The 12,761-nt window shown below is 61.4% G+C and carries 13 protein-coding genes; 9 read left to right on the forward strand and 4 right to left on the reverse strand.

Annotation, left to right across the window (positions count from 1 at the left end; translation table 11 throughout):
* The first annotated feature begins 103 nt into the window (after nt 1–103).
* Nucleotides 104–1,150 carry a dihydroorotase gene (gene pyrC / locus FHW75_RS15860; RefSeq protein WP_183674071.1) on the forward strand — a complete coding sequence of 349 codons (1,047 nt, stop codon included), beginning with the start codon at nt 104–106 and terminating at the stop codon, nt 1,148–1,150.
* 59 nt (nt 1,151–1,209) lie between these two features.
* Nucleotides 1,210–1,821, forward strand: coding sequence for a ribonuclease T (gene rnt / locus FHW75_RS15865; protein ID WP_225917480.1), 612 nt, complete (start codon nt 1,210–1,212; stop codon nt 1,819–1,821).
* A gap of 133 nt (nt 1,822–1,954) precedes the next feature.
* On the opposite strand, the gene FHW75_RS15870 is transcribed toward rnt, so the two are convergent.
* Entirely contained in the window at nt 1,955–2,557 is a 603-nt protein-coding gene (locus tag FHW75_RS15870; protein ID WP_012273884.1) for a peroxiredoxin, read from the reverse strand.
* Nucleotides 2,558–2,781: 224 nt separating this feature from the next.
* On the opposite strand from FHW75_RS15870, the gene FHW75_RS15875 reads away from it, so the two are divergent.
* The gene (locus tag FHW75_RS15875) at nt 2,782–3,000 is read left to right on the forward strand and encodes a bacterioferritin-associated ferredoxin (protein ID WP_016713743.1); all 219 of its coding nucleotides are present in this window, start codon (nt 2,782–2,784) and stop codon (nt 2,998–3,000) included.
* Between the two features lie 201 nt (nt 3,001–3,201).
* Nucleotides 3,202–3,675, forward strand: a complete 474-nt coding sequence (bfr, locus tag FHW75_RS15880) for a bacterioferritin (protein WP_019096555.1) — start codon at nt 3,202–3,204, stop codon at nt 3,673–3,675.
* Between the two features lie 56 nt (nt 3,676–3,731).
* Here bfr and grxD read toward each other — a convergent pair whose 3' ends face one another.
* On the reverse strand, nt 3,732–4,067 hold the full coding sequence (gene grxD, locus FHW75_RS15885) for a Grx4 family monothiol glutaredoxin (RefSeq protein ID WP_016713741.1): 336 nt from the start codon (nt 4,065–4,067) through the stop codon (nt 3,732–3,734).
* Nucleotides 4,068–4,158: 91 nt separating this feature from the next.
* On the reverse strand, nt 4,159–6,267 hold the full coding sequence (locus FHW75_RS15890) for a molybdopterin oxidoreductase family protein (protein ID WP_027609169.1): 2,109 nt from the start codon (nt 6,265–6,267) through the stop codon (nt 4,159–4,161).
* Nucleotides 6,268–6,642: 375 nt separating this feature from the next.
* Between FHW75_RS15890 and argF the strand changes: the two genes are divergently transcribed.
* Together argF and FHW75_RS15900 are read left to right on the forward strand one after the other, a co-directional pair.
* A complete protein-coding gene (gene argF / locus FHW75_RS15895) occupies nt 6,643–7,563 on the forward strand; it encodes an ornithine carbamoyltransferase (RefSeq protein ID WP_016713738.1) in 921 nt (306 codons plus the stop codon).
* The gene (locus FHW75_RS15900) at nt 7,560–8,669 is read left to right on the forward strand and encodes an ABC transporter ATP-binding protein (protein ID WP_025754573.1); all 1,110 of its coding nucleotides are present in this window, start codon (nt 7,560–7,562) and stop codon (nt 8,667–8,669) included. Before argF ends, FHW75_RS15900 begins: the two co-directional genes overlap by 4 nt.
* A 37-nt stretch (nt 8,670–8,706) precedes the next feature.
* Here the strand turns inward: FHW75_RS15900 and ybaK are convergent, their stop codons facing one another.
* Nucleotides 8,707–9,177 carry a Cys-tRNA(Pro) deacylase gene (gene ybaK / locus FHW75_RS15905; RefSeq protein ID WP_016488787.1) on the reverse strand — a complete coding sequence of 157 codons (471 nt, stop codon included), beginning with the start codon at nt 9,175–9,177 and terminating at the stop codon, nt 8,707–8,709.
* A gap of 303 nt (nt 9,178–9,480) precedes the next feature.
* Between ybaK and FHW75_RS15910 the strand changes: the two genes are divergently transcribed.
* The 3 genes from FHW75_RS15910 (at nt 9,481) to glpR (ending at nt 12,741) form a co-directional block, all read left to right on the forward strand.
* Nucleotides 9,481–10,332, forward strand: coding sequence for an MIP/aquaporin family protein (locus FHW75_RS15910; RefSeq protein WP_027609168.1), 852 nt, complete (start codon nt 9,481–9,483; stop codon nt 10,330–10,332).
* A 51-nt stretch (nt 10,333–10,383) separates the two neighbouring features.
* Nucleotides 10,384–11,883 carry a glycerol kinase GlpK gene (gene glpK / locus FHW75_RS15915; RefSeq protein WP_016713734.1) on the forward strand — a complete coding sequence of 500 codons (1,500 nt, stop codon included), beginning with the start codon at nt 10,384–10,386 and terminating at the stop codon, nt 11,881–11,883.
* 102 nt (nt 11,884–11,985) lie between these two features.
* Nucleotides 11,986–12,741 (forward strand): DNA-binding transcriptional repressor GlpR, encoded by a 756-nt coding sequence (glpR, locus tag FHW75_RS15920; protein WP_016713733.1) that lies wholly within the window; start codon nt 11,986–11,988, stop codon nt 12,739–12,741.
* Nucleotides 12,742–12,761 lie beyond the last annotated feature (20 nt).

The following is a 12,761-nucleotide window of genomic DNA, read 5'->3' on the forward strand; positions in this document are numbered from 1 at the left end:
ACCTGCAGGCTATCGGACGCTGGCTGGAAAACTTGATAGCCGTGCTCGACCCAGGGTTTTCCGGTAGCATTGGGGCTTGAGTTCGACCCGCCTGGAATCCCCAATGTCCGATCGCCTGACCCTCCTGCGCCCCGACGACTGGCACATCCATCTGCGCGATGGTGCCGTCCTGCCCCACACCGTTGGCGACGTGGCGCGTACTTTCGCCCGTGCCATCATCATGCCAAACCTGGTTCCTCCGGTGCGCAATGCCGCCGAGGCTGGCGCCTACCGTGAGCGCATCCTTGCCGCGCGCCCGGCCGGTAGCCGCTTCGAGCCGCTGATGGTGCTGTACCTCACCGACCGTACCAGCCCCGAGGACGTCCGCGCGGCCAAGGCCAGCGGGATCGTGTACGCTGCCAAACTGTACCCGGCCGGCGCCACCACCAACTCCGACTCGGGCGTGACCAGCATCGACAACATCTTCCCGGCCATCGAAGCACTGGCGGAAGTTGGCATGCCCCTGCTGGTGCATGGCGAAGTGACCCGTAGCGAAATCGACGTGTTCGACCGCGAGAAGCGCTTCATCGACGAGCACATGCGCCGTCTGGTCGAGCGCTTCCCTACGTTGAAAGTGGTGTTCGAACACATCACCACCGGCGATGCCGCGCAGTTCGTCACCGAGGCCCCGGCCAACGTTGGCGCGACCATCACCGCTCAGCACCTGCTGTACAACCGCAACCACATGCTGGTTGGCGGCATTCGCCCGCACTTCTACTGCCTGCCGATACTCAAGCGCAACACCCACCAGGTGGCGCTGCTGGATGCGGCCACCAGCGGCAACCCGAAGTTCTTCCTCGGCACAGATTCGGCACCTCACGCCCGTCACGCGAAGGAAGCCGCCTGCGGTTGCGCCGGTTGCTACACTGCCTATGCGGCCATCGAGATGTACGCCGAAGCGTTCGAACAACGTAACGCACTGGACAAGCTTGAAGGCTTTGCCAGCCTGCACGGCCCGGCTTTCTATGGCCTGCCGGCAAACACCGACACCATTACCCTGGTCCGCGAAGAATGGACCGCCCCGGACAGCCTGCCGTTTGGCGAGCAGACGGTAGTCCCGCTGCGCGCTGGCGAAAAACTGCGCTGGCGCCTGCTGGAGGACAACGCGTGAGCGAAGACCTCTACGAAGACGACCTGGACTCCCAGGGCAGCAGCGGCTCTCGCCACCCGATGGCCGAGCGCTTCCGTGGCTACCTCCCGGTCGTGGTGGATGTGGAAACCGGTGGTTTCAACAGCGCCACCGATGCCCTGCTGGAAATTGCCGCCGTCACCATCGGCATGGACGAGAAAGGCTTCCTGTTCCCCGAGCACACCTACTTCCACCGGGTCGAGCCGTTCGAGGGTGCCAATATCGAAGCTGCGGCGTTGGAGTTCACCGGTATCAAGCTGGACCACCCGCTGCGCATGGCCGTCAGCGAGGAAAGCGCGCTGACCGACATCTTCCGTGGCGTGCGCAAGGCGCTCAAGGCCAATGGCTGCAAGCGGGCGATCCTGGTCGGCCATAACAGCAGCTTCGACCTGGGCTTCCTCAATGCAGCGGTAGCGCGCAACGACCTGAAGCGCAACCCGTTCCACCCGTTCTCCAGCTTTGACACTGCGACCTTGGCGGGCTTGGCCTATGGGCAGACCGTGCTGGCACGGGCTTGCCAGAGCGCCGACATCGACTTTGACGGGCGTGAGGCGCATTCGGCGCGTTATGACACCGAGAAGACGGCTGAGCTGTTCTGCGGCATCGTCAACCGCTGGAAAGAGATGGGCGGCTGGCGCGATTTCAACGATTGATCTGGAATCCTGGGGCCGCTTTGCGGCCCTTTCGCGGCACAAGGCCGCTCCTACGGGGGTATGCGTACTCCTGCTGAAGTCCAGACATAAAAAAACCGGCCATGAAGGCCGGTTTTTTTTATGCGAGCGGCAATTACAGCTTGCCGGCGTTCTCGCTCAGGTAGGCAGCAACGCCTTCTGGCGAAGCGTTCATGCCTTTGTCGCCTTTTTTCCAGTTGGCAGGGCAAACTTCGCCGTGCTCTTCGTGGAACTGCAGGGCGTCAACCAGGCGCAGCAGCTCGTCCATGTTACGGCCCAGTGGCAGGTCGTTGATGATCTGCGAACGGACAACACCGTTGGTGTCGATCAGGAAGGCGCCACGGAAAGCCACGCCGCCTTCGGACTCGACGTCGTAGGCTTTGCAGATTTCGTGGGTCATGTCGGCAGCCAGGGTGTACTTCACCTGGCCGATGCCGCCGTTGTTGACCGGGGTGTTACGCCAGGCGTTGTGGGTGAAGTGCGAGTCGATCGACACGCCGATCACTTCAACGTTGCGGGCCTGGAAGTCCGGGATGCGGTTGTCCAGAGCGATCAGCTCGGACGGGCAGACGAAGGTGAAGTCCAGCGGGTAGAAGAACACCAGGCCGTACTTGCCCTTGATGGCCGAAGCCAGGTTGAAGCTGTCGACGATCTCGCCATTGCCCAGCACGGCCGGAACGGTGAAATCGGGGGCTTTCTTACCAACGAGTACGCTCATTGTAATCTCCTGATGAGGGTGAAAAACCGTTTGCCGGGCCAGACGGGCTTGCCCGACATCCAACAAAGGCCAACCATCATACACGGCTTCTGGTGACAGGCCGAATCCATCAGGCGGGCAACCGCCGGTCGCTCAAGCACGGCCCTTCCAGAAAGTCCTTTGACAAGCATTCTCATTAACATTAAGCTCCACCCCATCGACTCAACCCGCGATGGTCAGCCCTTATGTATGTGTGTCTTTGTCTCGGCGTTACCGACGGACAGATCCGCGATGCGATCTATGAAGGATGCTGCAGTTACAAGGAAGTGCGAGCCGCGACCAATGTCGCGAGCCAGTGTGGCAAATGTGCCTGCCTGGCCAAACAGGTGGTCCGCGAGACCCTGACCGAGCTTCAGGTCAGCCAGGCAGCCCTGCCCTACCCTGTGGAATTTACCGCAGCCTGAATGCCCAGATTTCAAAGAACCGGACCTTATGTCCGGTTTTTTTATGCCTGTAATTCAATAAGTTAGCGCCGCAACGCGGTTCACAAACATTCTTATTCCTATTAATTTTCACTTATTATTCAATAACTTAGGTTTGACACTCCTCGGTATCGGGATCAAACTTCGCTGTATTGGCACACTTCTACAGGGCAGGAACCCGAAATGAAAGGCGACGTAAGCGTCATCCAGCATCTCAACAAGATCCTCGGAAACGAGCTGGTCGCGATCAACCAGTACTTCCTGCACGCACGCATGTACGAAGATTGGGGCCTGAACAAACTCGGCAAGCACGAGTACAAGGAATCCATCGACGAGATGAAGCACGCTGACAAACTGATCAAGCGTATTCTGTTCCTCGAAGGCATCCCGAACGTTCAGGACCTGGGCAAGCTGATGATCGGCGAGCACACCAAGGAAATGCTCGAGTGCGACCTGAAGCTCGAAAAGAAAGGCCTGGTCGACCTCAAGGCAGCCATCGCCCATTGCGAAACCGCTGGCGACTTCGGCTCGCGTGACATGCTCGAAGACATCCTCGAATCCGAGGAAGAGCACATCGATTGGCTGGAAACCCAACTGGGGCTGATCGACAAGATCACTATCGAGAATTACCTGCAGTCGCAGATGGGCGAAGAGTAATTCTTCACCGCATAAAAAACCCGCGATCAGCGGGTTTTTTTATGCTTGCCTGAAAATCAGGCTTCGGAAGCCTTGGCCTTGGCAGCCGCTTCCTTGATCAGGGTTTGCAGCTCACCCTTTTCGAACATTTCCAGCATGATGTCGCTGCCGCCGACCAGCTCACCGGCTACCCACAGCTGTGGGAAGGTGGGCCAGTTGGCGTACTTTGGCAGGTTGGCGCGGATTTCCGGGTTCTGCAGGATGTCGACGTAGGCGAACTTCTCGCCACAACCCATCACAGCCTGCGATGCCTTGGCCGAGAACCCGCACTGCGGGGCATTCGGCGAGCCTTTCATGTAAAGCAGAATGGTGTTGTTGGCAATCTGCTCTTTGATCGTATCGATGATATCCATCTAGCACCTCAGCTGAACTTTCCGACGCGGTCGTCGGCACGGTGACGCATTGTAACGGAAAGCCGAGCGGCGTGCTCGGCCTTACCATTGCTCATGCAGCCTCTACCTGCACGGGCACGCCATTGAGTGCAGCGTTACCGGAAACCGCGTCCCGAAAGCGCTCGTCGGTCAGGTCATTGGCACTCACGCCGGGTTGTGCCTGGGCGATCTGCATGTGCACGCCCTGGCGGCCATGGCCGAAGCCATGGGGCAGGCTGACCACACCCGGCATCATGTCATCGCAGGCCTGCACCTCGACTTCAAGGGCCCCCGTGCGCGAGCGGATACGGACCCGCTGGCCGTCCTGCAGGTGCCGCTGCTGCAAGTCTTGCGGATGCATCAGTAACTGATGACGCGGCTTGCCTTTCACCAGGCGATGGAAATTGTGCATCCAGGAGTTGTTGCTACGTATATGTCGGCGGCCAATCAGCAACAGTTCGCCGGCTATCGGAGGCGCCTGTTGCGCCAGGCGCTGCACGTCGTCCAGCAACACTTGGGGGGCTGCTTCGACAGCCTTGCTGGCAGTTGCCAGGCGCCCGGCGAGGTTGCTGCGCAAAGGCCCGAGATCGAGCCCGTGCGGGTGATTGGCCAGTGTTGCCAGCGAGAGCTTCCATGGCGTCGCCTCACCATAACGCCCTTTGCGCAGGGCCATGTCGATCATCTGCGCCGGGGCCCAGGTCGGTTTCAACGCCAGCTCGGCACGCGTGGCAAACGCCTGCGCCAGGCCGACGAAGATTTCCCAGTCGTGCAGCGCGCCTTCCGGCTTGGCCAGGATCGCCCGATTGAAACGGGTGACGTTGCGCACGGCCAGCAGGTTGAAGGTGCTGTCGTAGTGGTCGTTTTCCAGCGCGCTGGTGGACGGCAAGATCAGGTCGGCATGCCGGGTGGTTTCGTTGATGTAGAGGTCGATGCTGAGCATGAACTCCAGCCCCTCAAGCGCTGCATCCAGCTGGCGACCGTTAGGTGTGGATAGCACAGGGTTGCCGGCCACTGTCACCAGCGCGCGAACCTGCCCTTCGCCTGGTGCCAACATCTCTTCGGCCAGGGCCGCCACGGGCAGCTCGCCACCGTACTCGGGCAAACCCGATACCCGGCTTTGCCAGGCGTTGAAATGGCCACCCGAGGTGGTCGCCACCAGATCGACGGCAGGCTCCGTGCACAACGCGCCACCTTCACGATCGAGGTTGCCGGTCACCAGGTTGATCAGTTGCACCAGCCAATGGCAAAGGGTACCGAAGGCTTGGGTAGAGACACCCATGCGCCCATAACACACGGCCTTGCCTGCAGCGGCGAAATCCCGTGCTAGCTGGCGGATATCCGCTGCGGCAATACCACAATGCACGCTCATGGCCTCGGCGCTGAGCGGCGCAAGCGCTTCGCGCACTTGTTGCAGGCCGTTGACCGGCAAGTGCGAGCCCTGCGCCAGGCCCTCCTCGAACAGGGTGTTGAGCAAGCCACACAAAAAGGCCGCATCGCCACCCGGGCGAATGAACAGATGGGTATCGGCCATGGCCGCCGTCTCGCTGCGCCGCGGGTCTACCACCACCAGACGCCCTCCCCGCCCACGCAAGGCCTTCAGGCGCTTTTCCACATCTGGCACGGTCATGATGCTGCCGTTGGAGGCCAGCGGATTGCCGCCGAGAATCAGCATGAAGTCGGTCTGGTCGATATCCGGGATCGGCAGCAGCAGTCCATGGCCATACATGAGGTGGCTGACCAGATGTTGTGGCAACTGGTCCACCGAAGTGGCCGAGAAACGGTTGCGCGTCTTGAGCAGGCCAAGGAAGTAGTTGCTGTGGGTCATCAGGCCATAGTTGTGCACGCTCGGGTTACCCTGGTACACCGCCACGGCATTGCGCCCGTGCGCCTGCTGGATCGCCCAGAGCTTGTCGGCGGCCAGGGTAAAGGCCTCGTCCCAGCCAATGGCCTCCCAGCGCTCCCCCACCCGCTTGTGCGGCTGGCGCAGGCGGTCGGGGTCGTTCTGGATGTCTTGCAGGGCCACGGCCTTGGGGCAGACATGGCCACGGCTGAACGGGTCCTCTGGGTCGCCTTTGATCGAGCTGATCAGCGCCCGCCCATCGTCTTCGTGGCTGACTTCGATGTTCAGCCCGCAGATCGCTTCGCACAGGTGACAGGCACGGTGGTGCAGGGTCTTGGTCATGGCCGCCTCTGCCTTGTTGTTGTCGAACAGTGACTATGCACCCGGCCCCGCCCCCCGGGCCAGCGCCCTTCGCCGTGTGAATCCACCGACATCAGGCGCACGATTCGCGACAGCCATTTGCCAAATCGCCAGCAAGCCGTGTACAACCCTGTGTAGTAAATAAAAAACAGCACCGGCCAGCGGGTAAAGACACCCTTTGCAACATCCTTTCGAATAGGCCGCTGTTTCCCCCCTTGGCTTGAGGCGACATTTACTTATAGTATTGCGCCTTTCCCTATTTCGTCCGCCCCGTGCGGCTTACGCCGCAGGTCACTCCCGTTGTCAAAAAAAACCATACGGTCGACCTGCATACCGTTGCAGATAAGGTAGTCAATCATGAGCGCTAGGCACTTTCTCTCCCTGCTGGACTTCACCACCGACGAATTGCTCGGGGTGATCCGCCGCGGCATCGAGCTGAAGGACCTGCGCAAGCGAGGCGTGCTGTTCGAGCCCCTGAAGAACCGCGTATTGGGCATGATCTTCGAGAAGTCCTCGACCCGCACCCGGGTGTCGTTCGAAGCCGGCATGATCCAGCTCGGTGGCCAGGCCATCTTCCTGTCGCCGCGCGATACCCAGCTGGGCCGTGGCGAGCCGATCGGCGACAGCGCCATCGTGCTGTCGAGCATGGTCGACGTGGTGATGATCCGTACCCACGCCCACAGCACCCTGACCGAATTCGCCGCCAAATCGCGCGTACCGGTCATCAATGGCCTGTCCGACGAGTCGCACCCGTGCCAGCTGCTGGCCGACATGCAGACGTTCCTGGAACACCGCGGTTCGATCCAGGGCAAGACCGTGACCTGGATCGGCGACGGCTTCAACATGTGCAACTCCTATATCGAGGCCGCCCGGCAGTTCGATTTCCAGCTGCGCATCGCCTGCCCCGAAGGCTACGAGCCGGATGAACGCTTCATGGCACTGGGCGGTGACCGCGTGCAGATCATCCGTGACGCCAAGGAAGCCGTACGTGGCGCACACCTTGTGGTCACCGATGTCTGGACTTCCATGGGCCAGGAGGAGGAAACTGCACGGCGCCTGGCGCACTTCGCGCCTTACCAGGTCACCCGCGAACTGCTCGACCTGGCGGCACCCGATGTCCTCTTCATGCACTGCCTGCCCGCCCACCGTGGCGAGGAAATCAGCCAGGACCTGCTCGACGACCCTCGTTCGGTCGCCTGGGACGAAGCTGAAAACCGCCTGCATGCACAGAAGGCGCTTCTCGAATTCCTTGTAGAACCGGCTTACCACCACGCATGAGTCAACCCCTATTGCTCAACCTGCGCAACCTCGCCTGCGGCTATGGCGACCAGCGCATCGTCCAGAACCTCAACCTGCACCTGAATGCAGGCGACATCGGTTGCCTGCTGGGTTCATCCGGTTGTGGCAAAACCACCACCCTGCGCGCCATTGCCGGCTTCGAGCCGGTGCATGACGGTGAAATCCAGCTGGCCGGCGAAGTCATCTCCCGCGCTGGCTTCACCCTGGCCCCGGAAAAGCGCCGGATCGGCATGGTGTTCCAGGACTACGCGCTGTTCCCGCACCTGACCGTGGCGCAGAACATTGCGTTTGGCATCGCCAAGCACCCGCGCCAGGCCGCCGTCATCGAAGAGATGCTCGAACTGGTCAAGCTGGGCGGCCTGGGCGGGCGTTACCCGCATGAGCTGTCTGGTGGCCAGCAGCAACGGGTCGCTTTGGCCCGTGCACTGGCGCCAGAGCCGCAGTTGCTGCTGCTCGACGAACCGTTCTCCAACCTTGACGTGGAGCTGCGTCGGCGCCTGAGCCACGAGGTTCGCGACATTCTCAAAAGCCGCGGCACCAGCGCCATCCTGGTGACCCATGACCAGGAAGAAGCGTTTGCCGTCAGCGATCAGGTGGGCGTGTTCAAAGAAGGCCGCCTGGAGCAGTGGGACACGCCCTACAACCTTTACCACGAGCCACAAACACCGTTCGTGGCCAGCTTCATCGGCCAGGGGTACTTCATCCGGGGGCAGATGAGCAGCCACGAGGCCGTCAATACCGAGCTGGGTGAACTGCGCGGCAACCGTGCCTACATCATGGCGCCAGGCAGCTCGGTGGATGTGCTGCTGCGCCCGGACGATATCGTGTATGCGCCGGACAGCCCGTTGAGGGCGGCTATCGTGGGCAAAAGTTTCCTGGGGGCATCGACCTTGTATCGCCTGCAACTGCCGACTGGCAGCCAGCTGGAGGCGATTTTCCCCAGCCATGCCGACCATCAGGTGGGTGGGGATGTGGGGATCGCGGTGAAGGCCGATCACCTGGTGCTGTTCCCGGTGCCGGGCAGTGTGGCGGCGCAATTGCTTCGGCAGGAGAATGGCGTGCGTCGATACAGTTCGGCGACCTGACTTTAGACCCTTGGGGCCGCTTTGCGGCCCCAGATACTCAGCCTCTGCCGATCCCGGCAAACTTGCCCTGGGTATGCTCGGCCAGCACCGCTGCGGCCAACTCCACTTCCAGCCCACGCCGGCCAGCACTGACATGGATGGTTGCAAAGTTTTGCGCTGAATCATCAATGAACGTCCGCAGACGTTTCTTCTGCCCCAACGGGCTGATCCCGCCGACCAGATAACCCGTGGCACGTTGCGCCGCCGCAGGGTCGGCCATTTCGCACTTCTTCACCCCGGCAGCATGGGCCAGGGCCTTCAGGTCCAAAGTACCCACCACGGGCACCACCGCCACCAGCAACTCCCCCTTCTCGCTGCTCGCCAGCAACGTCTTGAACACCTGCTGCGGGTCGAGCCCCAGCTTTTCTGCTGCCTCCAGGCCGTAGGATGCCGACTTGGGGTCATGCTCGTAACTGTGCACGCGGTGCTCGGCACGGTGCTTCTTCAACAGGTCTAGGGCGGGGGTCATGCAGGGGCTCCGGTCTTGGACGGCTCGGCGGCTACTTTAGGACAATTCCCACATCCCAGCCAGCGCACCGCAATTGGGCACCCCTAGCACGGGGATCCGAGGCCGATTTTAGCGGCCATATCGTGACTGGTCGTTCACTTTCGACCTTTGACATCAGCGTTTCTTGTCTATATTTTTTCGTTTCTGAATAAATGGTGCACTTATAAGGTGCACTTCCTACATCTGCCCGGGGTCAATGGGGATAGACACCGGGCTTTGCTGTCGAGCGCCACGCGCCTCACAACAAAAAAAACGAGGTCATACATGACGACTGCTCTACGCCAACCCACGCTGTCCAGCCAATGCCTGGCCGAGTTCCTCGGCACCGCCCTGTTGATCTTTTTCGGTACCGGCTGCGTTGCCGCCCTCAAGGTCGCCGGCGCCAGCTTCGGCCTATGGGAAATCAGTATCATCTGGGGCGTCGGCGTGAGCATGGCGATCTACCTCACCGCCGGCATTTCCGGCGCGCACCTGAACCCGGCCGTGAGCATCGCCCTCACCCTGTTTGCCGGTTTCGACAAACGCAAGCTGCCCTTCTACATGCTGGCCCAGGTGTGCGGCGCGTTCTGTGGGGCAGCGCTGGTGTATACCCTGTACAGCAACCTGTTCTTCGATTTCGAACAGGCCCACACCATGTTGCGCGGTAGCGAAGCCAGCCTGGAGCTGGCCTCGGTATTCTCCACCTACCCACACCCGTCGCTGTCCACCGGCCAGGCATTTCTGGTGGAAGTGGTGATCACCGCCATCCTGATGGCCGTGATCATGGCCCTGACCGACGACAACAACGGCCTGCCACGCGGAGCCATGGCACCGCTGCTGATCGGCCTGCTGATTGCCGTGATCGGCAGTGCCATGGGCCCCTTGACCGGCTTCGCGATGAACCCGGCCCGCGACTTCGGGCCAAAACTCATGACTTTCCTGGCCGGCTGGGGCGAAATCGCCTTCACTGGCGGGCGGGATATTCCTTATTTCCTGGTTCCGGTGTTCGCACCGATCCTTGGCGCCTGCGTGGGTGCCGCGACCTATCGCGGCCTTATCGCCCGCAACTTGCCAACGGTACCTGCCGCGAACCCTGAGACAAATGACATCCGCCAGGGCGATACTCAAGCCAGTTGATGCCGGCATCACGCCCAGCCCTGACCCCCTATTTTTGCAAGGCCTACGACCATGACAGACACCCAGGATAAGAACTACATCATCGCCCTGGACCAGGGCACCACCAGTTCGCGGGCGATCATTTTCGACCGCGACGCCAATGTGGTGGGTACCTCCCAGCGCGAGTTCGCCCAGCACTACCCGCAGGCGGGCTGGGTCGAGCACGACCCGATGGAGATCTTCGCCACGCAAAGCGCGACCATGGTCGAAGCCTTGGCCCAGGCCGGTATCAGCCACGCTCAGGTCGCCGCACTGGGCATTACCAACCAGCGCGAAACCACCGTGGTATGGGACAAGGAAACCGGTCGCCCGGTGTACAATGCCATCGTCTGGCAGTGCCGCCGCAGTACCGAAATTTGTGCCCAGCTCAAGCGTGACGGGCATGAAGCCTACATTCGCGAAACAACCGGCCTGGTCACCGACCCCTACTTCTCTGGCACCAAGCTGAAGTGGATCCTCGACAACGTCGAGGGCGCCCGCGAACGCGCCGAGCGTGGCGAGCTGCTGTTCGGCACCATCGATACCTGGCTGATCTGGAAGTTCTCCGGCGGCAAGGTACACGTCACCGACTACACCAATGCCTCGCGCACACTGATGTTCAACATCCACAGCCTGCAGTGGGATGACAAGCTGCTGGAGATCCTCGGCATCCCGCGCCAGATGCTGCCAGAGGTGCGCCCGTCCTCGGAAGTGTACGGCCACACCAAGAGTGGCATCGCCATCGCCGGTATCGCCGGCGACCAGCAGTCGGCACTCTTTGGCCAGATGTGCGTGGAGCCAGGCCAGGCCAAGAACACCTACGGCACCGGCTGCTTCCTGCTGATGAACACCGGCGACAAGGCGGTAACGTCGTCGCATGGCCTGCTCACCACCATCGCCTGCGGCCCGCGTGGCGAGGTGGCCTATGCGCTGGAGGGTGCGGTGTTCAACGGTGGCTCCACCGTGCAATGGCTGCGTGACGAACTGAAAATCGTCAACGATGCTTTGGATACCGAGTACTTCGCCAGCAAGGTCAAGGACAGCAACGGCGTCTATCTGGTGCCCGCCTTCACCGGCCTGGGTGCCCCGTACTGGGACCCGTATGCCCGTGGCGCGCTGTTCGGCCTGACCCGTGGCGTGAAGGTGGACCACATTATCCGCGCCGCACTGGAGTCGATCGCTTACCAGACCCGCGATGTACTCGACGCCATGCAACAAGATTGCGGCCAGCGCCTGTCCGAGCTGCGCGTGGACGGCGGTGCGGTGGCCAACAACTTCCTCATGCAGTTCCAGGCCGACATACTCGGCACCTGCGTAGAGCGGCCGAAGATGCGCGAAACCACAGCGCTGGGCGCCGCCTATCTGGCTGGCCTGGCCTGTGGCTTCTGGAGTGGCCTGGACGAGCTGCGCGATAAAGCCATCATCGAGCGCGAATTCAGCCCACAACTGGATGAAGCGCAGAAAGAGAAGCTGTATGCCGGCTGGAAAAAGGCGGTCGAGCGCACCCGTGACTGGGAAGATCACGAGGCGTAATGCCTATCGGGGCCGCCACGCGGCCCCAATCGTCTACTGGCCGTCATCCGCGTCCTACGGCATCATTGCAGAATTTGTCCGGCAGCCCCAAAGGACCGCCCCATGAATCTGCCCCCCCGCCAACAACAAATCCTCGAACTGGTGCGTGAGCGCGGTTACGTCAGTATCGAAGAAATGGCGCAGCTGTTCGTCGTGACACCGCAAACCATCCGCCGTGATATCAACCAGCTGGCCGAACTCAATTTGCTACGTCGCTACCACGGTGGCGCGGCCTACGACTCGAGCGTGGAAAACACCGCTTACGCCATGCGTGCCGACCAGATGCGCGACGAAAAGCAACGCATCGCCGAAGCCGTAGCCCGGCAGATTCCCGACCATGCTTCGGTGTTCATCAACATTGGCACCACCACCGAATCCATCGCCCGGGCACTGCTCAATCACAACCACCTGAAGGTCATTACCAACAACCTGCATGTGGCTGCAATCCTCGCCGCCAAGGATGACTTCGAAGTGCTGGTGGCCGGTGGCACGGTACGCCGCGATGGCGGGGTGGTCGGCCAGGCCAGTGTCGACTTCATCAACCAGTTCAAGGTCGACTTCGCCCTGGTCGGCATCAGCGGCATCGATGAAGACGGCAGCCTGCTCGACTTCGACTATCAGGAAGTGCGGGTATCCCAGGCCATCATCGCCAATGCCAGGCAAGTGATCCTTGCCGCCGACTCCAGCAAGTTCGGGCGCAACGCCATGGTGCGTCTGGGTTCGATCAGCCTGGTCGATTGCCTGGTAACCGACCAGGCGCCAACGACCACCCTCACCCAGTTGCTCAACCAGTACAAGATCCGCCTCGAGGTGGTTTGAGCCGCCTGCGGGCTGCCAAG

The organism is Pseudomonas sp. OG7, from assembly GCF_014192825.1.
GTDB lineage: Bacteria > Pseudomonadota > Gammaproteobacteria > Pseudomonadales > Pseudomonadaceae > Aquipseudomonas > Aquipseudomonas monteilii.